Origin of the sequence: Rhodococcus sp. WWJCD1 (assembly GCF_002258735.1) — a bacterium.
Taxonomy (GTDB): domain Bacteria; phylum Actinomycetota; class Actinomycetes; order Mycobacteriales; family Mycobacteriaceae; genus Rhodococcoides.
The window spans coordinates 241580-263930 of sequence record NZ_NOXY01000026.1; the positions used below are offsets into that span (position 1 = coordinate 241580).

A 22351-nucleotide genomic window follows, 5' to 3' on the forward strand; every position below is an offset into this window, starting at 1 on the left:
GGCCGCAGCAGAGTAACTGTCATGACCACAACGAAGGCAGTCGAACTGCGAGGCGTCACCAAGACATACGGATCTGTCCGTGCGGTGGACGGGCTGAGCCTGTCGATCGAACCGGGCGAGGTCGTCGCATTCCTCGGACCCAACGGAGCGGGTAAGACGACGACCATCGACATGATGCTCGGCCTGGCAACACCCACCACCGGGTCGGTGTCGGTGTTCGGAGGAACGCCCGCCGACGCCATCGCCCAGGGGCGCATCTCGGCCGTCATGCAGACCGGTGGGTTGCTCCGCGACCTGACCGTCCGCGAAACCGTCGAGCTGACATCGGCACTGTTCGCCCACACCCGTTCGGTGAAAGAGGTGCTGACCCGGGCAGGCATCGCCGACATCGGCGACCGTCGAGTGGCGAAATGCTCCGGCGGCCAGCAACAGCGACTGCGATTCGCGCTCGCTCTGTTGCCCGACCCGGATCTGTTGGTGTTGGACGAGCCGACCACGGGCATGGACGTCGAGGGGCGTCGCGATTTCTGGAACGCCATTCGCCAGGACGCGAGTACCGGCCGAACGGTGCTGTTCGCGACGCACTATCTCGACGAGGCCGATGCCTACGCCGACCGGATCGTGCTGGTGCGGCACGGCAAGATCGTCGCCGACGGTAGCGCCGCCGAGGTGAAGAACCTGGCTGCTGGACGCACCGTCACCGCGACCTTGCCCGGCGTCGATCGATCGATGTTGCTCGCTCTGCCCGGGGTCGACCGCGTGGAGACTCGTGGCGATCGGGTGATCGTGCACGGCCGAGATTCCGACTCCGTGGCCCGGTACCTACTGAACGACGCGCATGCGACCGATCTGGAGATCGTCTCGCGGAACCTCGAGGACGCCTTCCTCGCCCTGACCACCGATGCCGACACCGAACTCGCCGGGAGTATCCGATGACCACCACCACGCAGTCCGCAACCGCCCGCACATCCGCCAGAGCCGTTGCCTGGGGCGGATTCTCGCCCACCTTCCTCGGGCTCGAAATCCGCAGACTGTTCCGAAACAAGCGGACGCTGATCTTCACGTTGGTGATGCCGCCGGTGTTCTTCGTCATCTTCGGTACACAGTCGGACTTCAAGACCGACTACTCCTTCGCGCACGGCAACGTCACGGGCTACATCGCCATCAGCATGGCCGTCTACGGAGCGATGCTGGCAACGACCAGCGGGGGAGCCATGGTATCGGTCGAACGGGCGCAGGGGTGGAGCAGGCAGCTGCGGTTGACCCCGCTCAAGCCCGTGGCCTACATCATCACCAAGGTCCTCGTGGCCATGACAATGGGTGCTGCAGCGATCGTCGTGGTATTCGTCGTCGCCAAGTTCTTCGGAGCCGACATGCCGATCTGGGTGTGGCTCGCCTGCGGTGTGATCGCGTGGCTCGGATCTGCGGTGTTCGCCGCATTCGGGTTGTTCATGGGCTACCTGCTGCCGTCGGAGAACGTCATGCAGATCCTCGGACCGGTGCTGGCCTTCCTCGCCCTGGCCGGCGGATTGTTCGTCCCTCTCGGCGACAGCGGCTGGTTCCCGATGCTGGCCAAGTTCACCCCGCTCTACGGCTTGGCCACGGTGGCCCGAGCGCCGTTCACGTCAGCCGACGCGGGCACTCTGGCGATCGCCGTGGTGAACCTGGTGGTGTGGGCCGCGGTGTTCGTAGCCGGAGCGGCCCTGCTGTTCCGAAAAGACACCAAGCGTGCCTGACGCCGAAACTGCTGATCGTGTCGCCCACGGGGATACCGTGGGCGACATGACCACGTTCACCGCCGACCTGCCGGAGGGGAGGGTCTGGCGATACGGCTGGATGTTCGGAGCCATCTGGCTGATCTACCTGATCTACCCGTTGAACGAGATTCTCGCTCTGCCGTCGATCGCGGCCCGGGCTGCCGGGATCATTGCGATCGTCGGTTTCGGTGCGGTGTTCACGACCACCTTCTGGCGGTTCCGCAACGGCCACCGCCGAGGACATCCGCTGCCCACCTCGCAGGCGTGGATCGCACTCGGTGCGATGGTCGCCCTGACAGTCGCGATGAGTGCATTGGTCGGAACCACCGGCTTCGGCGCCACCGTCTACATCGCGGTGCTGGCGATGATGACCCTGCCGGTCCGGCAGGCGTGGACGTTGGTCGCGGTGATGGTGGTGATCGTCGAACTGACGCCTCGCTTCATCGATTCCTGGGAGCCCGACAACTTCTTCGCGTTTCAGCTGTTGATCAGTTCGGCTGCGGCATGGGGCATCACTCAGGTATTTCAGCGCAACCACGAATTGGCCGTTGCCAGGCAGCAATTGGCAGATCTGGCGATCGTCGCCGAACGTGAGCGGATGAGCCGGGACGTACACGACATTCTCGGGCACTCCCTGACAGTCATCACCGTCAAGAGCGAACTGGCCGGACGGCTGCTCGAGATCGATGCCGCCCGAGCGGCAGTCGAGATCGCGGAGGTGGAAACCCTTGCCCGGCAAGCACTCGCCGATGTTCGCAGCACCGTCGGCGGCATGCGCCAGATCGACATCGGCACCGAATTGGCCAGTGCAAGAACAGCACTGGTGGCCGCAGCCATCGATGTCGACCTGCCCGCCGATGCCGATATGGTGCCGCTGAGACACCGCGAACTGTTCGGCTGGGTCCTGCGTGAAGCGGTGACCAACGTGGTTCGACACTCGCACGCGCAACACTGCCGAGTGACGCTGACGCCGTCGAGCATTTCCATCGTCGACGACGGACGCGGACCTGCCGAGGACACCTGCGGGGGAAACGGGCTTCGCGGGTTGGGGGAACGCGTGAGCGCTGCCGGTGGTTCACTGACGGTCGCCCGGGTTCCGACCGGCGGATTCAAGGTGGAGGTCGCGGCACCATGAGTATCAGACTGTTGCTGGCCGACGATCAAGCTCTGGTGCGTGGAGCCCTCGCAGCACTGCTCGGTCTCGAGCACGATCTCGACGTCGTGGCGGAGGTGGGGCGAGGGGACGAAGTGGTTGCGGCTGTGCTGGAGCATCGACCCGACGTCGTACTGCTCGACGTCGAGATGCCGGGCAAGAACGGAATCGACGTGGCCGCCGAGCTGACCCTGGTGGCACCCGAGTCGAGAGTGCTGATCGTCACCACGTTCGGCCGCCCCGGATACCTCCGCCGCGCCATAGATGCGGGTGCGTCCGGTTTCGTGGTCAAGGACACTCCCGCCAAGCAGCTGGCCGATGCAGTTCGACGGGTGCACATGGGGCTCCGCGTCGTCGATCCGGCGCTGGCGACCGAGACCTTGACCGACGGCGTATCGCCTCTGACCGCCCGTGAGCAGGAGGTTCTCCGCGCAGCAGCGCAGGGTGGGACGGCCGGCTCCATCGCTGCCGCGGTGCACCTGTCGGAGGGAACGGTGCGCAACCACCTGTCGTCCGCGATAGGCAAGACCGGTACCACTACTCGTGCGGAAGCGGTTCGAGTGGCCGAGGACCGCGGGTGGCTGTAGCTCCTACGAGGCGCGCCGTGACCGAGCCGATGCGCGGGCCTGGCAAACTCGAGGGGTGAATTCAACTCTCGACCGAGACCCGTACGGCGACCCGTACGACGATCGGTATGCCTCGGACCCCGGTCCCGAGCGCCTCGGCTTCTTCGGAACGCTGGGACGCTGGACCGGTCGGCTGGTCGCGGGAGTGGTCCTGATGGCGGTGGTGCTGGTCGCAGGGACTGCGGTCCGGGTGTGGCAGGTTGCTCGCATCGACGACTACTCCAAGGCCGACGCCATCGTCGTACTGGGTGCAGCGCAGTACAGCGGGACACCCTCGACGGTGTTCGAGGCCCGACTGTCCCAGGCCGCGGCGCTGTACGAGCGAGGAATCGCCCCCGAGATCGTCACCGTCGGCGGCAAGCAGGAAGGTGACCTGTTCACCGAGGCCGCGTCGGGGCGCAACTATCTGATCGAGCAGGGAGTGCCGGCGGACGCCATCGTGGCCGTCGAGACCGGCTCGGACACGCTCGAGAGCATCGAGGCCGTGAGCGACACACTCCGCGACGAGGGCAAGTCGTCGGTGGTGCTGGTCAGTGATCCGTGGCATTCGCTGCGCACTCGAACCATGGCGCGTGACGCTGGGCTCGATGCATGGACCTCACCGACGCGTACCGGACCGGCCGTCTACACCAGAGAGTCACAGGCACACGGAATTGCCAGGGAGACAGGCGCACTGCTGTGGTACCAGCTGACTCACTTCACGGCAGACTTCTCCTACACGGCAGGCCAGTGACATGACCGGCACCTACTCGGCGCACGACGTCGAACGATTCGTCACCGAACCCCCGAAGACCGCCGGCCTGAAACCGGGAACGAACAACGCCTCGCATCGAAGTGCTTTCGCGCGCGACCGGGCACGGGTGTTGCACTGCGCTGCACTGCGCCGTCTCGCAGACAAGACACAGGTGACCGGGCCTCGGGACGGCGACACTCCGCGAACTCGGCTCACGCACTCGCTCGAAGTCGCGCAGATCGGCCGCAGCATCGCCGAAGGCCTCGGCAGCGACCCCGATCTGGTCGATCTCGCAGGCTTGGCCCACGACATCGGCCATCCGCCCTACGGCCACAACGGTGAACGGGCCCTCGACGAAGTGGCCACGGACTGTGGTGGGTTCGAGGGCAACGCGCAGAACCTACGCATTCTCACCGGCCTCGAGCCGAAGATCCTCGACGCCGATGGGCGCAGCGCGGGATTGAACCTGACCCGAGCATCTCTCGACGCCGCGACCAAGTATCCCTGGATCCGGCCGGCACCAGGCGCGAAATTCGGTGCCTACGACGACGACTCCGCGATTCTGGGCTGGGTACGTGACACTGCACCGGACAAGCACAAGTGTCTCGAAGCGCAAACCATGGATTGGTCCGATGACGTTGCTTACTCGGTACACGATGTCGAGGACGGCGTCATCGACGCCCGCATCGACCTACGCGCGCTGTCCGACCCGATCGAGCAGCGCGCACTCGCCGAACTCGGTGTCTCGGAATTCCGCGGACTCGATGTCGACGAGTTGATCGACGCTGCGAGCCGGTTGTCGAGGATGCCCGTCGTGATCGCCGTCGGACGCTACGACGGCACCCTCGAAGCATCCGTCGCACTCAAGCACATGACGAGCGAACTGGTCGGGCGCTTCGCGACAGCTGCCATCGAGGGCACCCACGAGAGGTACGGCACCGCGCCGTTGAGCCGGTACGACGCCGACCTGGTGGTGCCGTCGATCGTCGGCTCGGAAGTTGCATTGCTCAAAACCATGGCGCTGAGGTACGTGATGTCCGACGCCGGACACAAGATCCGCCAGGAGCGTCAACGTGACCGAATCCACCGCGTCGCCGAGTGGTTGCTGCGCTCGGCACCAGGGGAGCTGGACCCCATCCTGGTCCCGGCCTGGCAGCGCGCAGAAAGCGACGCCGAACGAACCCGAGTTGTCGTCGATCAGATCGCCTCGTACACCGAAAGTCGACTCGAACTGATCGACAAGCGCTCGCTGGGAGCTCAGGCCAGCTGGGGTTGATCGGCGGGTGTCGGGTGTCTGGTTCGACGCTAGACTGCACACGTGGCCGGCCGAATTCCTGAACGCGACATCGCCGCCATTCGCGAACGCACACGGATCGAAGACATCGTCGGCGACTACGTCTCCCTCAAGCGCGCGGGCGGCGACTCCATGAAGGGGTTGTGCCCCTTCCACGACGAAAAATCGCCGTCGTTCCATGTTCGACCCAATCACGGTCATTACCACTGCTTCGGTTGCGGCGAGGGAGGTGATGCCTACTCCTTCCTCCAGAAGATCGAACACATCTCCTTCGTCGAGGCCGTCGAGCAACTCGCCGACCGGCTGAACTATTCGATCTCCTACGAGGGCGGAGGGCCATCGGTTCAACGTGACCGCGGCACCCGAGCGCGTCTGATCGCTGCCAACGCGGCAGCGCAGGAGTTCTATGCGGGTAGGCTCAGCGGCCCCGACGCCCAGACCGCACGTGACTACCTCACCGAACGTAACTTCGACGGCCACGCTGCATTGGCTTACGGCTGCGGATACGCACCCGACGGTTGGGACACTCTCACCAAACACCTGCTGGGCAAGGGCTTCGAGGCCAAGGAGATCGTGGACGCGGGCCTGGCGACACCCGGCAAGCGCGGCACGCCCATCGACCGTTTCCGACGCCGATTGGTGTGGCCGATTCGCAGTCAGAGCGGCGACGTCATCGGTTTCGGTGCCCGTAAACTGTTCGACGACGACACGATGCCGGGTAAGTACATCAACACCCCGGAAACCATGCTGTACAAGAAGTCTCAGGTGTTGTTCGGTCTCGACCTGGCGCGCAAGGAGATCGCGAAGTCGCATCAGGCCGTCATCGTCGAGGGCTACACCGACGTGATGGCGATGCATCTGGCCGGGGTCAAGACGGCGGTGGCGTCCTGCGGTACCGCATTCGGCGAGGACCACCTGGCCATGCTGCGCCGATTGATGATGGACGACAGCTACTTTCGCGGCGAAGTGATCTACACCTTCGACGGAGACGATGCCGGGCAGGCCGCCGCCATGAAAGCATTCGAGGGTGATCAGAAGATTGCCGGACAGACCTTCGTCGCCGTTGCGCCCGACGGCATGGACCCGTGCGACCTGCGTTTGAAGTCCGGCGACAACGCTGTTCGCGATCTGGTCGCCCGGCGTACCCCGATGTTTGCCTTCGTGGTCAAATCGCTACTGCGAGAACATGATCTGGATACCCCCGAGGGACGCGTCGAAGCCCTGAAAAGAACCGTGCCCGTGGTCGCGCGCATCAAGGACGCGTCGCTGCGGGACGAGTACGCACGGCAGTTGGCCGGCTGGACCGGCTGGGACGACACAGCGATGGTGCTCGCCCGCGTGCGCGACGAGGCGAAGAAGGGCGCTCGGGGCGACACCAGCGGTAAGCGTGTGCCGTTCGAGAAGCGTCAGGCGACGCCGACCGAGGCTCCGTCCGGGCCGCCGCGCCCGAACCCCACCGATCCGTCTCTGTGGCCGCAGCGGGAGGCTCTCAAGGCGGTACTGCAGATGCCTGCGATGGCGGGCACGGTGTTCGACTCGCTGCCGCCGGAGAGCTTTCATCACCCGGCATACGCGGCCGTGCGCGACGCGGTGGCTGCTGCCGGGGGTACAGCCGCGGGACTGGGCGGAGGGGAGTGGGTCGACGCCGTGGCCAAGCAGGCCAAGGATGCCGTTGTGGTGTCGTTGGTGACCGAGCTGGCCGTCGACCCGATGCGTGTGGCCGACGACGCACTCACGCGCTACATCTCGGGTGTACTCGCGAGGCTGCAGGAAGTGTGGGTCGGCCAGCAGGTGGCAGAACTCAAGTCGAAGCTGCAGCGCATGTCACCGGTCGAGAAGCCCGACGACTACAACGCGCTGTTCGGCGATCTCATCGCCCTCGAGCAGTACCGCCGTAGTCTGCTCGAGCTCGCCGTCGGAAGTGTCGCCGAGGTCGGTTAGCGACGTAGCTGATCGCGGGGAACGTAGACCTGGGTCTCGTCGTCGATCGGCTGCATCGGCTCGAGCCGGGGCTGGGTGTTGAGGGAATCGGAGAGCTTCTGGCGGCCGACCTCGATGGCCTTCTTGGTCGCCGGAGACGACGCAACGGCGCTTGCCGTCTTGCGAATCTGCTCGTACCGGCCCCGGCCGGCCTTGGCACCGAGCACATATGCAGCTCCAGCCGCCAGTACCAAACGAATCATCAGTGGGTCCTTCCGTAGAGCGTGCGGCTGTAGGTCCATCTTGCCCGACGGAGCTCCGGCGACGCTCGAGCAGGGCGATTTGGTACTCACCAGGGTGTGTGCGCTATTGTTTCCAACGGCTCGCACGAGAGTGTGACGCCGCGAGGTAATCCCCCATAGCTCAATTGGCAGAGCATTCGACTGTTAATCGAAGGGTTCCTGGTTCGAGTCCAGGTGGGGGAGCGCAATCCCCGTCCGGTTTTCCGGGCGGGGATTTTTGTCGTCCGGGTCGGTGGTACCAGGGTCTCGGTCGGTTATCAGATCGTGACTCTCCTGGCTGTATATCGATTGAATGAATCCATTCGACCGATGCCGGTTTTGTCGGTCGTTCGCGACATACTGAACGAGCGGTCCGGGAGGCTCAACAGTGCTATAAAAAACCGGATCGGTCGGTTTTAAGGGGCTTCATGAGTTTGAGTTACGCAGCAACCGTTCCACGTCACCTCGTGCATCGGCGTTCTCCGGCCGACGTGTTGTTGACCGATTACGAAACGGTGGACGGAACCCATCGGGCAGCTGTTCAGTTCCCGACTTCCCATCGGATGTTCGCTCCGGTCCGTCGCACCCACGACTCGTTGATGGTGGCAGAGGCTCTGCGCCAAGCGATCAGCCTCTTCTGCCACGTCAATCACGGAGTGCCACTCGACCACATCGTCTTCATCGAGCACTCTCGCTTCGAGATTCTCGATCCGCTGTCGGTCGACGAGATCGACGATTCGCTCGTCGCCGAGTCGATCACGACCGACGTGACGTTCGACGACACGTCGATGGACAACATGAAGTTGTCGGCCAGGTTGTTGAACGGCGACCGACTCGTTGCGTTCGGAACGGCGTCGGTACGGTCGCTCGGCCCCGAGGTGTACTCGCAGTTTCGCACCTCGTCGATGGCCGACCCCCACTTCCGGTATCTGCCGGCCGGGACCGAAGTGGTCGAGGCCTCTGAGGTCGGACGGCTCGATCCCTCCGACGTCGTGTTGGCACGGCACACCTCCGACGGCTCCATCGTCGTGGCACCGGATCCTCGTAACCTGGCGATGTTCGATCATTCCGTCGAATATCTTCCCGGCGTGACCATGCTCGAGGCCGCGCGTCAGGCCTTGCGTCTGGCGACCGGAACGCCGACGCTGGACTTCACGTCGTGCGAGGTGCGCTTCATGGGGTTCGCCGAGTGGGCGAACCCGTGCTCGGTCATCGTCGACACCGACTCCACAGATGGCGTGCACCGCATCCAGTTCGAGCACGACGGTGCTGTGCTGTCGGCGATGTCGGTCACGGCAACGTCCGAACCGTGGCTGGCTCCTACCGATCGCTCCAGTCGATAACGGGGTCCTCTGCGAGCGCGAGAAGTCGCGGCAGGCGTCGACGCGGGACGACGGCGGGGAGCAATATCTGCCACATCTCGGTCAGTCGCTGCTGGAGATCGGCGCGCCCGGTCACCATTTCCGAGACAGTGTGCACACCGGTGAACGACGACACGATGTACCGACCCACTGCGGTCGGGTCGACGCCGTCGACGATGTCCCCCTCGGCTTGGGCACGCTCGATCAGATCGCCGATCTTGACGATCCACTCCTCGAACGCCCCCGCGTGTGGACCATCGGCGATGGCTGATTCCAGCGTCAATCGCATGCCCCCACGCGATATCGACTCGGTCTGCAGCTGACGTCCCAGCTCCTTGGTGACGAGAATCAACGCATCGAGCGCCTTGGGGGTGTGGTCGACAATGACGGCAGTGGCAGTTGCCGCCATCGTCAGTTGCGCGTCGATCACGGCCTGCGCCAACTCTTCCTTGGACGAGAAATGGAAGTACATCGCCCCTTTGCTCACCCCGGCGTGAGCGATGATGGTGCTCAAACTGGCTGTGCCGTAACCGAACTTCTCGAAGCTGGCGGCCGCTCCTTCGAGTACGGCCTGCCTGGTGGACGCTGCACGCTCTTGCATCGGTAGACAATAGCTGTTACGCGGGTTCACGGCACGGCGTGTGGAAGTTACCGGCGATTCACCGGTAGTCGGTGTCGGAACCCATGGGGCGAGCGGCCCGCACCTGATCGAGTCGATCCTGAAGGTAGGTCTCTATCCACTCGAAGGACGTCGGGCCCAGCGGTAGGCGAAGCGGAGGAGCGTCGGAGGAAATTGCAGCCAAGACGGCATCGGCTCCGCGGCGCGGGTCTCCGGTCTGCGTGCCGTGGGTGGCCTCGAACGCCGATCGAGCGGGTCCGATCAGTCCGGCGTAGTCGTCCAGCGGCGTTCCCCACTGCATCGATCGGCCGCTTGCATCGGTCCGGAACGGGCCGGGTTCGACGATGGTGACTCCGATACCGAGATGACGCACCTCCTCGGCAAGCGCTTCCGAAAATCCTTCCAGCGCGAATTTGCTCCCGGCATAAGCGGTTCCACCGGGACCGGGTACCACGCCGATGACCGAGGACATCTGCACGATGTGGCCGCGTCGTCGCGCCCGCATCGAGGGCAGCACCGCCCGAGTGACGGCGAGCGGGCCGAAGAAATTGACGTCGACGTTGTCGCGGAACCGACGGTCGTCGATCTCCTCGAACGCGCCGAGCAGGCCGTAGCCCGCATTGTTGACCAGGACGTCGATACGTCCGAACCGTCCGAGAGCGTGGGCCACCGCAGAATCGATCGATTCCTGTTCGGTCACGTCGAGTCGAGCGTGGAGCAACCGCTCGCTCTCCGGCCCCTCGAGATCGGCAACGTTGCGGGCGGTCGCGACCACCCGATCGCCCGCGTCGAATGCGGCACGAACGAATTCGCGGCCGAAACCCGAACTGGCCCCGGTGATCAACCAGACCCTGCTCGACAACGTCGTGTCCATCTCGTATGCCTTCCGGGGGGATCGATCGCGAGCCGCGACAACGGTAGTGACGGGAGACGACGGGGAGCAAGCGAATTGATGGCACCCTGTTTGCCATGGTCAATACGAGTGCAGGAATCCTGTTGTATCGCGTGGGTGCCGACGGTCCGGAGGTCCTGATCGCACACCCCGGCGGACCGTTCTGGGCGCGCAAGGACGACGGAGCGTGGTCGATCGTCAAAGGGCTCCCGATCGAAGGCGAAGACCTGTGGACTGCGGCCCGCAGAGAGTTTCGGGAGGAAGTCGGGATGGATGTGCCCGCCGGAGAACACGCGGAGCTCGGCACCGTCACGCAGCGCGGTGGAAAGATCGTCACCGCTTTCGGCGTCGAAGCCGATCTGGACGTCTCGAATGCGGTGAGCAACACATTCGAGATCGAGTGGCCGCCGAAATCCGGTGTGATGGCCTCGTTTCCCGAGGTAGACCGCATCGAGTGGTTCGGGCTCGAGCAGGCGAGAGCGAAGCTGTTGGCGGCGCAGCACCCGTTTCTCGACGCTGTGGAGACGATCGTCGCATCGCGATAGTTTCGGCACGCGGGCCCGGGGTATCCAGCGGCCGGAAATGACGAGATTCGCAGATGCAGGGTGGGAAGTGGATCATGATGCCGACGGATGCGTCCAGCGCACAGACCATGGTGGAAACGTCTCCGGTGGAAACGGCTGTGGTGGACGGCTCGCTCCTGGAGACACGGTGGGGCGGACGCGTCGTCGCGTCCGCGTTCGTTGTGTTGGCCGCGGGGCTGTCGTGGGTGTTCGCAGCCACCGCCATGATCGGCTAGCCTCCATCGGTCGGTGGGCCGATACTGCTCAGCTACGACTACGAAGGGCAGCACAGTGACCGACCGCAGTGTCTCCGCAACTCCACCGGCGATCGAGGTGCCCAAGCGCGCCTGGCAGGCGCTGGTGGTTCTGTTGCTGGGTATGTTCATGGCATTGCTCGACACCACCATCGTGAACGTGGCTCTGCCGACCATCAGCACCACGTTGGATGCGTCGGAATCGGTTCTGTCGTGGATCATCTCGGGGTACGCACTGGCATTCGGCCTGGCTCTGATTCCAGCGGGCAAGGTAGGCGACCGCGTCGGTCACAAATGGGTGTTCTTCACCGGCCTCGCGTTGTTCACCGTCGCGAGCTTCGCGTGTGGTCTCGCGCAGGACGACCTGCAGTTGGTCGTCGCCAGGGTCGTACAGGGCCTGGCGGGCGGCATGTTCGTACCCGCGGTCACCGCATTCATACAGCTGCTGTTTCCGGGGCCTGTGCGAGGCAAGGCTTTTGCCATCATGGGTGCCGTCATCGGAGTGTCGACTGCGCTGGGGCCCATCGTCGGCGGCCTGATCATTCAGGCGTTCGGCGACGAGAACGGGTGGCGGTTGGTCTTCTGGGTCAATCTGCCCATCGGAATCGTCGGTCTGGTCGCTGCCGCTGTATTGCTACCGAACAAGGATGATTCCGCCCCCACGTCCCGCCCCGGAATCGATTGGCTCGGACTGGTTCTCATCTCCGCAGGACTGATAGCCCTACTCGTTCCTCTGATCGAGGGCCAAGAACTGGGTTGGCCGCTGTGGACTTACATGACGATCGCTGCTGGTCTGGGGCTGATCGCAGCGTTCGGGTGGTGGGAGGTGATCCACACCGGCCGTGGACACAGTCCGCTGGTGCCACCGCGGCTGTTCACCCGCCCGGCGTTCACCGGTGGTGTGATCCTCGCCCTCGTCTACTTCGCGGCCTTCACCAGCATCTTCTTCACCATCTCGCTGCTGTGGCAGACCGGACTCGGTAACACTGCTCTGTCGTCGGGCCTGGTGTCGATACCGTTCGCCATCGGCAGCATCATCGCCTCGTCGCAGAGCAACAGGCTGACCATTCGTCTCGGTCGCACCGTTCTGGTGCTCGGAGCGTCATTGGTCTCGATCGGACTGATCTGGCTGTGGGTCATCCTGGCCACCAGCTCGGCCGACACCATCTCGCACTGGACGCTGATGGTTCCGCTGTTCGTCGCAGGCCTGGGCAACGGAGCCTTCATTGCACCCAACGCGCAGTTCATCGTCGCGACGGTGGATCGTGATGACGCAGGAGCGGCGAGCGGGGTGATCTCCACGATGCAGCGTGTCGGCTCCGCGATCGGGATCGCCGTGATCGGCAGCGTGCTGTTCGGGTCGTTGACCATCACCGGTCCCGATACCGTCGGATCGGGTTTTCTGCACGGGGCAGCGATGGCGATGGCAGTCAGTGCAGCCTTCAGTGTGGTGGCGCTGGCGCTGGTCTTCGCACTTCCCAAGAAGGTTCAGGGTGCGCGCTGAGCACTCTTGCTCAGCTCTTCAAGCCCTTGCTGTGCCGATCGACGACAGACGCTGCGAGGTCGGCAATCTTGACGTTCAAGTCCTGGGAAGACTTACGCAGCAAGGCGAAGGCCTCGTCGCCTGACACGTCGTGCAGAGCCATGATCAAACCGATGGCTTTGCCGATCTCCCTGTTGCTTTCGAGTCCGTCACGAAGCGTCGACGCTTCCTGCCCATTCATGACCGCGGCAACGGTGACCGCTGTGAACGCCGTCAGAATGATTGCCTTGCTCGCGCTGTCGGTGTCGAACACACCAGGCTGGTCGGTGAACAGGTTGAGCGCGCCCACCTTCTGATCGTCCACCTTGAGCCGAAATCCCATGGCACCGCGCACCGGCGTGCGGTTCAACACACCGCGAGCCATCGCAGGCCACTGCGTGGGAGTGCGGAAGTCGGCTTCGAGCTGGGCTGCCTCGCTGGTGATCGCGTCCAGGCACGGACCTTCGCCGGTAGCGCGCTCGATATCGTCGACAACGCGAGCGATGTCGTCCGAGGCTGCGACAGTGACGGGCTTCCCGTGGCGCATCAGCATCAGGCTGGCGTGATCGCAATGCGGAACGATCAGTACGGCGGCGTTGCAGATCGCGGTGTAGATCGCCTCGGCGCTGCTGCCTCGGTACACGATGTCGGCCAGAGCGGCGAACACAGTTGCCGGGTCGGTCGACGGGCCGTCGTGCTGCGAGACGTCGTTCACTGTGCAACTCCCGTCCTGTGTGATCGTTCGAGCAACCGGTACTCGATGTGAAGCAACCGTACCGCCACCGCATGGGGTGTTCGAACGGGCGGGTACCGGCAGTAGCCTCAGGTCGTGAGCGATGCGCAGGAGTCCACCGGGTTCGAGTACGGCCACGACGGACCGAAATCGATCGTGGTGGGCGTCGATGGGTCCGATTCGTCCTGGCGTGCCGCCGCCTACGCCGCAGGACTCGCGCGTAGACAGCGATCGCTGCTGGTACTTGTGTACGTACAACCCATCGCCACGGCGTCCTGGGGCCAGGCCGGCATCTCACTCGTCGAAACGGGTCAGCAGATCGCAGACGAGTTGCTCGACTACATCAGAACGTCGGCTGCCCGGTTCGGGGATCGAGAGCGTGTGCGCTGGGAGTTTCGTACCGCGCAGGGAGATCCGTACAACGGGCTGATTGCCGTGGCAGAACAATTGCGCACCGACGCCGTCGTCGTGGGGGCGTCGGAGAACGCGGGACATCGAATAGCAGGCTCGGTGGCGGTGCGGTTGGTCAAAGCAGGCCGGTGGCCGGTGACCGTGGTGCCCTGAACGAGGCGAAATCGAGCCGATCTGCGGCCTGCCCTGTAAAAATAGGCAGTCACCTCGTCGGATGCGAGGCGCACGTGGTGCCGTTTTCGGATCCGAGGAGTTCCATGACCGGGCTTTCGCGTAGACAATTTGTGGCGCGCGTGGGGACTCTCGCGGCGGTGTGGGGAATCGCACCCCACGTGTTGGGTCAGGCTTTCGTTGCCCGCGCTCAGCCTGCGGGTGCTACCGCGACCGGAACGCTGGCGCAGACGATTCTTCGATCCTCGAGCGGGCCTGGGCAGTATCGCGTCCTGGGTGCCGCACCCGGGGAGCCGTATGTGCCTCGGCTGGACATTCTGGGCCGAGCACCCCAGCCGTCACGGGTGCAGTCGCGGCGGTCGTTGCTCTACCTCGGGCACCTGTCGGACATGCATGTCATCGACGCCCAATCGCCAGGCCGGATCGAGCCCATGATCGTCTCCGATCACGCTGCGTGGGGGTCGGCATTCCATCCGCAGGATCCGCTGACCGTGCACGTCACCGCCGCGATGGTGAAGGCCTTCGCCGATGCACGGATCAGTCCGGTCACCGGGGCACCGATGGGAGCCGCGGTGGTCACCGGAGACAGCGCCGACATGCATTCCCATCTCGAACTGCGCTGGTACATCGATGTTCTCGACGGTGTCCCGGTGAGGCCCACGAGTGGCGCGGCGGACGTCTTCGAGGGTGTTCAGGCGTGGCCGGAGGCGCAGTGGGCCTATCGGCCGGGCGATCCGTCGGGAGGGTCGTTCGGCGACTACGGATTCCCGACGCTTCCCGACCTTCTCACCCAGGCGATGTCGGGAACCGTCGAATCGGTGGGACTCCCCGTGCCGTGGTACTCGGTCTACGGAAATCACGACACCCTCTTGCTCGGCACGTTCGATCTGTCCTCGCAACTGCACGCCCTCGCCGTCGGTGGTCGCAAGGCGTACACCCTGGAGGCGACGGCCACCTCGGCTCTCGCCGGCTATGCGTCGACCGCAAGTCCGTTGCAGCGAATGGTCGACGCACTCGGCGTCGGATCCGGTGCGCGACCGGGCTTTCGGGCGGTGTCGGCCGATCCGGCGCGATACCTGTTCGAGCAACGCGAGTTCATGGAGGAGCACTTCGAGACCACGCCGACGCCGGGGCCGATCGGGCACGGCTTCACGCAACACAACCTCGATTCGGGCGAGACCTGGTGGACGGCAGACCCCACCCCGAACATCCGCACGTTCGGACTCGACACCTGCAACGCCGTCGCCGGGCCCGACGGTGCGGTGCCCGAGAATCAATTCGACTGGCTCACCGCCCAATTGGAGCAAGCACAGGCCGAGAACAAGTTGGTGCTGATCTACACCCACCACAACAGCCTGACATTGGAGAACCGGGCGCAGCGGCCAGGTCAGTCGGTGAAGCTCTACGGCGCAGACGAATTCGTCGATCTGCTGTTGAAATACCCGGTGGTGATCGGCTGGCTCAACGGCCACACCCACCAGAACCAGATCTTGGCGCATTCCAGCGGCGGACGCGGATTCTGGGAGATCACCACCGCGTCGTGCATCGACTTTCCGCAGCAGCAGCAAGTGGTCGAGATCGTCGACAACCGGGACGGGACTCTGTCGCTGTTCACGACGGTGCTCGATCACGCATCTCCGGTCACGCCCGGAAACAGCGGCAGTTACCTGGATCTGGCGTCGCGCAGCCGTGAACTAGCGGCCAACGACTGGGCCGAGAATCCGCTGATGCGACGAGGATCGCGTCTGGATCGCAACACCGAACTGCTCCTGCCTGCGCCGTTCGACCTGAGCACCATCACCGACGCCGCGCTCGAGCAGCAACACCTCGACGAGCACGCGAGACTGATCGCCTACGAGACGAGGCAGGGCCGATGAACAGTGTTCGCAGGAAGATCCTTCTCGTGTCTGCGGTGGTGGTCTGCGCGGGGTGCTCACAGACCGCAGCGCTTGCGCCGGTCGGCGGAGCCGAGCTCGGAAACCTGCGCTACGCCGTCAACGACGTCCTGCTCGAGCAGGGTATCGAGATACTGGTCGCGCCGGTGTGCTCGGGTACAGGTGCCGATATCGAATGTGCCGGAAAGACAACCGGTAACGAGACGATTACCGGTTCGGCTACGTCGGACGACGCGAGCACCGTCGAGATCAAGGTCGGTACGAAGGTTCTCTACTCGGGCTCCGTGCAGGACGTGCTCGATCGCAATTCGACGGTCGGTGCGCCGTGAGGGGGAGTGTGGTTCTGGCTGCCGTGGTGGTCGTGTCGGCACTGATTCAGGCGCTGACTGTGCTGGGGGATCCGGTTCCGACGTCGTCTCTCGGCTTCGCGGGATTGGTTCTGGCTTCTGTTGCGGCGGTGATACTTGCACTGTGGATCACCGCGTCGACGGCACTCGATGTGGTGGACGGCAACGCATCCGGTGCGCTGAGCCGGGCGTGGCGACGGCCGGTCGTGCTGGTGTGGTGCGTGGGGCTGACCGGGGTGGCCGTTGCGCTCGCAATCCTTTTCCCGCTGCTCCCGGCTATCGTGATTCTGGTTGCGTTGCTGCTACTTCCGGCCGCGGTCGACGGGCACCGAAATCCGTTCGTCGGTGCGTTGCATACAGTCCAACGGTCCTCGGGGCGTTGCGCAGTCGCGGCAGTCGTCACGACTTTGGCCTACGTCCTCGGCTGGGTGGTGACACTCGTACTGGGTTTCTTCGTCACCGGTGTCGTGGCGGCGTTCCTCACGTGGTTGTGGTTCGGAACCACTGCCGCTGTGCTGCTGGTCTATTGGTCGCGGCTGTACCGAAGGGCAACGCTGCTGTGACCGCCGGCTTTCGGCCGCTCGGACCGGGATTCAGCCGCGAGCTCGTCGACCTGCCGCGGCCTCGGCGACGACCTGAGTGATTCGACCTGCGCGAGTGTCGTCTCGCACGGCGCTGACAATCCACCAGAGCATCTGCTTGCGAGCGCTGGGTGGAAAGCCGTCCCAGGTGCTCCGAGCGCTCGGGTTTCGGTCCAGCGCCGTGGTCAGCTCGAGCGGTTCCTGGAGGTCTTCGACCTGATCGGCGATCGTCCACCAGCCGTTGGACTTCGCGTCAGCGATGGCACGGCGACCTGCTTCGGTCATGAGGCCGCTGTCTTCCATATCGGCTGCGCGTTGTCGGTTCAGACGGGTCCACGGGCTCTTGGGCCTGCGCGGCGTGAACAGCTGCAGGCTGCGCTCGTCGTCGAGGTTGCTGCCGGTGGAATCGATCCAACCGAAGCAGATGGCTTCCTCGACGGCATCGGGGTACGGGCAGCGCGGGCGGTCGGTGGTGTTACGCCACGAACCCAGCCACATGCCTCGGGTCGAAGCGTGATTGTGTTCCAGCCAGGTGCGCCACTGTGCCCGACTTTCGGCGTGAAAAATCGGGTAGTCGAATTTCCACGTTGCCGGGTGATCGGATGCCGACGAAAAAGATTCCGACGCAGTCACGTGCTCGCGCAATCGACTCGTGCCGGTGTTGCCCTGCTGCAGTTCCGCATTTCCTCAGTGTGCTCGTTGTCGAGGGCGTGTGCTGCCGCATTGTTGGGTGAAGTTCCCGAACACCGGACTTCGACACCGTGGTGGGGCGGGCGGGGCTCGAACCCGCGACCAATGGATTATGAGTCCACGGCTCTAACCGACTGAGCTACCGCCCCATGCGCGTACTAGGTACGAGCCTGCAGAATCGTACAGAATCGCGTCGCCTCGACGGTGCATCGGGGGAGCTATTTCGCCCGGACCTGCACCGGGACGCCGTTGAGGATCGCATTGGCCGAGACGGCGTCGACTCGGCCCGGGTCGGTGATGTCGTTGACACTCGGTCCTTGCACCGTCGTCGCGACGGACAACTGGACCCCGGGGCGCTGATGACCGAAGCCGTGCGGCATGCTCACCACGCCCGGCATCATCTTCTCCGATGCCGCCACCTCGATATCGACGGTTCCGGCAGCGGAGGTGACCGACACCATCGATCCGTCCTCGATACAGCGATGCGCGAGGTCGTCCGGATGCGCCAGAAGCTGATGTCGCGCTTTGCCTTTGGTGAGCCGGGCAGTGTTGTGCATCCACGAGTTGTTGCTGCGTAGGTGCCGCCGTCCGATCATCAACAACTCGTCACCACTCGGAACAGCGCTGGAACGCATCAGGTCCACCAATGCGGGAAGTTCGGTGACCACCACGTCCTGAATCAACTGGACACGCTTGTCCCGCGTCTTCAACTTCTGCGGAAAGCCGGGACGCAGTGGGCCGAGGTCGATGCCGTGCGGATTGGCCCGAAGCTTCCTCAGCGACAACCCTTTTCGTCGGCTACGGAGCAAGATGTCCAGAGTGCGAGCAGGGGACAGGCGCAGACGGGCCTCGCCGATGATGCTCTTCGGGCTCACTCGTGCTTTCAGCCGATCGACCGTCGAACCCGCCATGCGGTTCTTGTAGCGGAGCGACAGATCTCGGAAGATCTCCCAATCATGCTTGGCGTCAGCCTGCTTGGGCAGAACCGCGGGCATGTATTTCGCGGTGTTGTGTACCGCGAAGGAATTGAAGATCAGGTCGTAATGATCGCGTTCCAGCGACATCGTCGGCGGCAGAATCACGTGTGCGTGACGCGAGGTCTCGTTGATGTAGAAGTCGAACGACACCATGAAATCCAGTGCCGCGAACGCGTCGTTCAGGGTGGTGCCGCCGGGCATCGACAACACCGGATTTCCGGACAGCACCGCCATCGCGCGGATCTGGTCTTTACCTTCGGTGGTGATCTCGTCGACAAGCGTCGAACAGGGGTATTCGCCTGCGAACTCGGGAAGATCCCGAACGCGGCTGCGCCACTTGTCGAAGTGGCCGCGGCCGACGATGCCCTGCGAGATCAGATCGATCGCGGGATCGGTCACCATCGCACCACCTGGGCGATCGAGATTGCCCGTCACGATGTTCAGCACCTGAATGGCCCACTGACACACGGTGCCGAATTGTTGGGTCGACACTCCCATTCGGCCATACGCCACGGCAGATTTCGCTGCGGCGAAATCACGAGCGAGAGTCGAGATCTCGTCGGCCGAGATTCCGACCACGGGGGCGACGGCCTCCGGGGTGAACTCCGCGACGAACTCCGCGAGTCGATCGGCCCCGTCGATGTAGTCGGCCACCTTCACGGCTCCGTCGACAACGATGGTGTGAATCATCGCGAGCAGCAGCAGTGCATCGCTGCCGGGCCGAACGAAGAAGTGAGTGTCGGCGATGTCGGCGGTCTCGGTCTTGCGTGGATCGACCACGACCAGGCGGCCGCCCCGTTTGCGCAGTGCCCGCGCTCTCTTGGCGAAATCTGGCACCGTCATCATGCTGCCGTTGGACGCCATCGGATTACCGCCGAGGACGAGAAAGAAATCGGTTCGATCGATGTCCGGAATCGGTAGCAGCAGCTGATGGCCGTACAGCAGATGGTCGACGAGCTGATGTGGCAGCTGATCCAGCGAAGTGGCGGAGTAGCGATTGCGCGTCCGCAGCAGCGAGGTGAACGGAATTCCGTGCGTCATCGCGCCCATCGAATGCACGTTGGGGTTTCCCTGATAGACGCCGACCGCGTTGCGCCCGTACTTCTTGCGCGTCGACACGAGACCCTCGACGACGAGGTCGTATGCCTCGCTCCACCCGATCTTCTCCCACTTGTCGCCCACCCGCTTGACCGGTGTGGTGAGTCGATCGGTATCGGCATGAAGATCGATCAACGACAGTGCCTTGGGGCAGATGTGGCCGCGTGAGAGTGGATCCTTCTCGTCACCCCGGATCGACACCACTGCGTCGTTCTCCACGGTGAACTCGAGCCCGCAGATCGCCTCGCACAAATTGCACGATCCATACACAACCGACATCGCATCTCCCATTCCTGTGGACCGAGAGTAGCCCGGCGGGGGACCGGGGCACCGTCATCGGCCGACAATTAGGCTCTGGAGTTGTGCCTACCCTCGATCTCACAGCCTCGTGGCCAGTCGATCATGTCAGTGCCGCAGTCGTCACCGACTCCGGTGTTCGGGAGAAAGTCGGCGACGCCGACAGTGCCTACGAACTCGCCTCGGTGACCAAGCTGCTCAGTGCTTACGCGGTCCTCGTTGCCGTCGAGGAGGGTGCGGTGGAACTCGATCAGCCCGCAGGGCCGGAGGGTTCGACGGTGCGTCATCTGCTGGCGCACGCGTCGGGGTTGGCGTTCGGCGACCGCACAGTCCAGGCACCGGCCGGCACCAAACGGATCTATTCGAGTGCCGGGTTCGAGGTGTTGGCCGAATTGATCGAAACCGAGGCAGGCATTGCCTTCCCCGACTACTTGGCCGAGGCCGTGTGCAAGCCCCTGCAGATGACGAACACGTCGCTGCCGGGATCGGCCGGTCACGGCGGCCGCTCCACACTCGCCGATCTGACGAGGTTCGCGACCGAGTTGCTCGCGCCGACGCTCCTGGCGTCGCAGACACTGGCGTCGGCGACGGAGGTGCAGTTTCCCGGTCTCAACGGAATCGTGCCCGGTTACGGATCACACAAGCCCTGCGACTGGGGGCTCGGGTTCGAGCTGCGCGGTGAGAAGACCCCGCACTGGACCGGGAGCAACAACTCGCCGTCCACGTTCGGTCACTTCGGGCAAGCTGGAACGTTCCTGTGGGTGGATCCGGCAGTACGCACTGCATGCGTGGTGTTGACCGACAGGGCGTTCGGAGACTGGGCCAAACCGCTGTGGCCGGAGCTGTCCGACGCCGTGCTGGCAGGGTGAAACTCGTCTGTTCCCAGATTGCACTGGCGCAACAGGGGCAACTCGGGGCACACTAGTACACACACGCGTTGATTCACTGCAGCCAGCCGAAGCATGTCGAGGTCGTTGGGGAAGACGTCCCTCGTCGAAGCTGGAGGTAGTGCAATGCGTGGATCGAATCAGTTCGCAGAAGCGACGTCGGGTGTTGTGTACATCCACTCGTCGCCCGCTGCTCTGTGCCCGCACGTCGAATGGGCGTTGACCGACGCCCTTAATTGCCGTGCGAATTTGAAGTGGTCTGCGCAGCCTGCCTCCGATGGTCAGCTCCGCGCCACCACCGACTGGGTGGGCCCGGTCGGTACCGGGGCCAAGCTCGCCGGCATCCTGCGCTCGTGGCAGATGCTGCGGTTCGAGGTGACCGAGGACGCCAGTGAGGGCGTCGACGGCGAACGGTTCTCGCACGTACCCGGATTGGGCCTGTGGCGCGGCACTACGAGCGCGAACGGTGATGTGGTACTCGGCGAGATGCGACTGCGCGCCTTGATGGAAAACAACCAGGGGAATTTCACTGCCGCCGTGGAGCATGCTCTCGGCTCGGACTGGGATGCTGCCCTCGAGCCGTTCCGCACCGGTGGTGCCGGAGCGGAAGTGACGTGGTTGAGCCGCGACGTCGGTTAGCCGACCGGGTTGCTGGGGCCGGGGTGTCGCGGTAGTTTCGCGGGCGTGCCTGGGTAGGCATGTGGGAACGACCGTGGAGTGGTGAGTTCGATGCTGTCGACTGGAAAAGTGATTCGATTCGACGAGTTCAAGGGGTACGGATTCGTAGCGCCGGACGAGGGCGGCGAGGACGTGTTCATTCACGTCAACGATCTGGACTTCGACAAGAGACTGTTGGCGCCGGGGGTTCGAGTCGAATACGTCGCCGTCGAGGGCGACCGAGGCCTCAAGGCCACCCAGGTACAGATCATCGACGGTCCGGCATCGACCGCACTGGTCACCCGACGCAAGCCCGACGTGCCGTTCCACGACATTCCGGTCAGCGAACACCAACAACTCGAAGACGTCATCTGCGACGTGCTGTCCGAGGGGGACTTCACCGCGGAACTGACCGAGGCTCTCCTGACCGCCAACGGGACGTTGACTGCAGCGCAGATTCTCGACATTCGATCAGCGATTCTGCGACTGGCGCACGACCACAAGTGGATCGAAAGCTGACCGACGCGTAGCCCGCCCACCCTGGAGCCCGCCCGGGCGCTGAATGAATGCGGCTTTGTTGCACTCAGAGCGCCTCGAAGTCGCATTGATCCCAACCGGGGCGGGGTATTCGG

24 protein-coding genes and 2 tRNA genes are annotated in these 22351 nt (G+C 64.1%); 19 read left to right on the forward strand and 7 right to left on the reverse strand.

The genetic code is table 11. From position 1 onward, the window contains the following. The first annotated feature begins 21 nt into the window (after nucleotides 1-21). The 7 genes from CH286_RS19215 to dnaG are packed head-to-tail and all read left to right on the forward strand — an operon-like array spanning nucleotide 22 to nucleotide 7504. The gene (locus CH286_RS19215; RefSeq protein ID WP_037150992.1) at nucleotides 22-936 is read left to right on the forward strand and encodes an ABC transporter ATP-binding protein; all 915 of its coding nucleotides are present in this window, start codon (nucleotides 22-24) and stop codon (nucleotides 934-936) included. Next, nucleotides 933-1736, forward strand: a complete 804-nt coding sequence (locus CH286_RS19220; protein ID WP_032402424.1) for an ABC transporter permease — start codon at nucleotides 933-935, stop codon at nucleotides 1734-1736. The genes CH286_RS19215 and CH286_RS19220 overlap by 4 nt, the downstream gene beginning before the upstream one ends. Before the next feature lie 46 nt (nucleotides 1737-1782). Beyond that, nucleotides 1783-2892 carry a sensor histidine kinase gene (locus tag CH286_RS19225; RefSeq protein ID WP_094610131.1) on the forward strand — a complete coding sequence of 370 codons (1110 nt, stop codon included), beginning with the start codon at nucleotides 1783-1785 and terminating at the stop codon, nucleotides 2890-2892. Beyond that, the gene (locus CH286_RS19230) at nucleotides 2889-3497 is read left to right on the forward strand and encodes a response regulator transcription factor (protein WP_094610095.1); all 609 of its coding nucleotides are present in this window, start codon (nucleotides 2889-2891) and stop codon (nucleotides 3495-3497) included. Before CH286_RS19225 ends, CH286_RS19230 begins: the two co-directional genes overlap by 4 nt. A gap of 55 nt (nucleotides 3498-3552) precedes the next feature. Next, the gene (locus tag CH286_RS19235; RefSeq protein WP_032402426.1) at nucleotides 3553-4269 is read left to right on the forward strand and encodes a YdcF family protein; all 717 of its coding nucleotides are present in this window, start codon (nucleotides 3553-3555) and stop codon (nucleotides 4267-4269) included. Between the two features lies 1 nt (nucleotide 4270). Further along, nucleotides 4271-5545 carry a deoxyguanosinetriphosphate triphosphohydrolase gene (locus tag CH286_RS19240; RefSeq protein WP_032402427.1) on the forward strand — a complete coding sequence of 425 codons (1275 nt, stop codon included), beginning with the start codon at nucleotides 4271-4273 and terminating at the stop codon, nucleotides 5543-5545. Nucleotides 5546-5587: 42 nt separating this feature from the next. Then, nucleotides 5588-7504, forward strand: a complete 1917-nt coding sequence (gene dnaG / locus CH286_RS19245; protein ID WP_094610096.1) for a DNA primase — start codon at nucleotides 5588-5590, stop codon at nucleotides 7502-7504. On the opposite strand, the gene CH286_RS19250 is transcribed toward dnaG, so the two are convergent. Then, the gene (locus tag CH286_RS19250; protein WP_032379567.1) at nucleotides 7501-7746 is read right to left on the reverse strand and encodes a hypothetical protein; all 246 of its coding nucleotides are present in this window, start codon (nucleotides 7744-7746) and stop codon (nucleotides 7501-7503) included. The two genes, dnaG and CH286_RS19250, sit on opposite strands and share 4 nt — an antisense overlap. A gap of 149 nt (nucleotides 7747-7895) precedes the next feature. Here CH286_RS19250 and CH286_RS19255 point away from each other — a divergent pair. Together CH286_RS19255 and CH286_RS19260 are read left to right on the forward strand one after the other, a co-directional pair. After that, nucleotides 7896-7968 (forward strand) — tRNA-Asn (locus CH286_RS19255). Nucleotides 7969-8192: 224 nt separating this feature from the next. Next, a complete protein-coding gene (locus tag CH286_RS19260) occupies nucleotides 8193-9107 on the forward strand; it encodes an AfsA-related hotdog domain-containing protein (protein ID WP_037150986.1) in 915 nt (304 codons plus the stop codon). On the opposite strand, the gene CH286_RS19265 is transcribed toward CH286_RS19260, so the two are convergent. Next, nucleotides 9085-9726, reverse strand: a complete 642-nt coding sequence (locus CH286_RS19265; RefSeq protein ID WP_032379151.1) for a ScbR family autoregulator-binding transcription factor — start codon at nucleotides 9724-9726, stop codon at nucleotides 9085-9087. The genes CH286_RS19260 and CH286_RS19265 overlap by 23 nt on opposite strands. Nucleotides 9727-9784: 58 nt before the next feature. Continuing rightward, nucleotides 9785-10618: an oxidoreductase gene (locus CH286_RS19270; protein ID WP_094610097.1), complete on the reverse strand. Its 834-nt coding sequence runs from the start codon at nucleotides 10616-10618 to the stop codon at nucleotides 9785-9787. 95 nt (nucleotides 10619-10713) lie between these two features. Here CH286_RS19270 and CH286_RS19275 point away from each other — a divergent pair, with 95 nt between their 5' ends. The 3 genes from CH286_RS19275 to CH286_RS19285 are packed head-to-tail and all read left to right on the forward strand — an operon-like array spanning nucleotide 10714 to nucleotide 12957. Further along, nucleotides 10714-11181, forward strand: coding sequence for an NUDIX domain-containing protein (locus CH286_RS19275; protein ID WP_037150984.1), 468 nt, complete (start codon nucleotides 10714-10716; stop codon nucleotides 11179-11181). 53 nt (nucleotides 11182-11234) lie between these two features. Further along, nucleotides 11235-11435 (forward strand): hypothetical protein, encoded by a 201-nt coding sequence (locus tag CH286_RS19280; RefSeq protein ID WP_094610098.1) that lies wholly within the window; start codon nucleotides 11235-11237, stop codon nucleotides 11433-11435. A gap of 55 nt (nucleotides 11436-11490) precedes the next feature. Then, on the forward strand, nucleotides 11491-12957 hold the full coding sequence (locus tag CH286_RS19285; RefSeq protein WP_094610099.1) for an MFS transporter: 1467 nt from the start codon (nucleotides 11491-11493) through the stop codon (nucleotides 12955-12957). A gap of 10 nt (nucleotides 12958-12967) precedes the next feature. On the opposite strand, the gene CH286_RS19290 is transcribed toward CH286_RS19285, so the two are convergent. After that, nucleotides 12968-13690, reverse strand: coding sequence for a GAF and ANTAR domain-containing protein (locus CH286_RS19290; RefSeq protein ID WP_032402435.1), 723 nt, complete (start codon nucleotides 13688-13690; stop codon nucleotides 12968-12970). Nucleotides 13691-13804: 114 nt separating this feature from the next. On the opposite strand from CH286_RS19290, the gene CH286_RS19295 reads away from it, so the two are divergent. The 4 genes from CH286_RS19295 to CH286_RS19310 all read left to right on the forward strand — a co-directional run bounded on the left by CH286_RS19295 (nucleotide 13805) and on the right by CH286_RS19310 (nucleotide 17095). Beyond that, complete coding sequence (locus tag CH286_RS19295) at nucleotides 13805-14272, forward strand: universal stress protein (protein ID WP_094610100.1); 468 nt, start codon at nucleotides 13805-13807, stop codon at nucleotides 14270-14272. A gap of 104 nt (nucleotides 14273-14376) precedes the next feature. Then, nucleotides 14377-16167 (forward strand): TIGR03767 family metallophosphoesterase, encoded by a 1791-nt coding sequence (locus tag CH286_RS19300; RefSeq protein WP_094610101.1) that lies wholly within the window; start codon nucleotides 14377-14379, stop codon nucleotides 16165-16167. Continuing rightward, on the forward strand, nucleotides 16164-16514 hold the full coding sequence (locus tag CH286_RS19305) for a hypothetical protein (RefSeq protein ID WP_037150975.1): 351 nt from the start codon (nucleotides 16164-16166) through the stop codon (nucleotides 16512-16514). The genes CH286_RS19300 and CH286_RS19305 overlap by 4 nt, the downstream gene beginning before the upstream one ends. Further along, nucleotides 16511-17095, forward strand: coding sequence for a hypothetical protein (locus tag CH286_RS19310; protein ID WP_141215878.1), 585 nt, complete (start codon nucleotides 16511-16513; stop codon nucleotides 17093-17095). Before CH286_RS19305 ends, CH286_RS19310 begins: the two co-directional genes overlap by 4 nt. Before the next feature lie 30 nt (nucleotides 17096-17125). On the opposite strand, the gene CH286_RS19315 is transcribed toward CH286_RS19310, so the two are convergent. From CH286_RS19315 to CH286_RS19325, 3 genes are all read right to left on the reverse strand, one after another. Next, nucleotides 17126-17746 carry a YdeI/OmpD-associated family protein gene (locus CH286_RS19315; protein ID WP_094610103.1) on the reverse strand — a complete coding sequence of 207 codons (621 nt, stop codon included), beginning with the start codon at nucleotides 17744-17746 and terminating at the stop codon, nucleotides 17126-17128. Nucleotides 17747-17875: 129 nt separating this feature from the next. After that, nucleotides 17876-17952: transfer RNA gene (locus CH286_RS19320), tRNA-Ile, on the reverse strand. 69 nt (nucleotides 17953-18021) lie between these two features. Next, nucleotides 18022-20157, reverse strand: coding sequence for a molybdopterin-dependent oxidoreductase (locus CH286_RS19325; protein WP_094610132.1), 2136 nt, complete (start codon nucleotides 20155-20157; stop codon nucleotides 18022-18024). Between the two features lie 83 nt (nucleotides 20158-20240). Between CH286_RS19325 and CH286_RS19330 the strand changes: the two genes are divergently transcribed. The 3 genes from CH286_RS19330 (at nucleotide 20241) to CH286_RS19340 (ending at nucleotide 22238) form a co-directional block, all read left to right on the forward strand. After that, on the forward strand, nucleotides 20241-21044 hold the full coding sequence (locus CH286_RS19330; protein WP_094610104.1) for a serine hydrolase domain-containing protein: 804 nt from the start codon (nucleotides 20241-20243) through the stop codon (nucleotides 21042-21044). A 144-nt stretch (nucleotides 21045-21188) separates the two neighbouring features. Further along, nucleotides 21189-21701 carry a DUF3145 domain-containing protein gene (locus CH286_RS19335; protein ID WP_094610105.1) on the forward strand — a complete coding sequence of 171 codons (513 nt, stop codon included), beginning with the start codon at nucleotides 21189-21191 and terminating at the stop codon, nucleotides 21699-21701. A 90-nt stretch (nucleotides 21702-21791) separates the two neighbouring features. After that, on the forward strand, nucleotides 21792-22238 hold the full coding sequence (locus CH286_RS19340; RefSeq protein ID WP_094610133.1) for a cold-shock protein: 447 nt from the start codon (nucleotides 21792-21794) through the stop codon (nucleotides 22236-22238). Nucleotides 22239-22351: the final 113 nt, after the last annotated feature.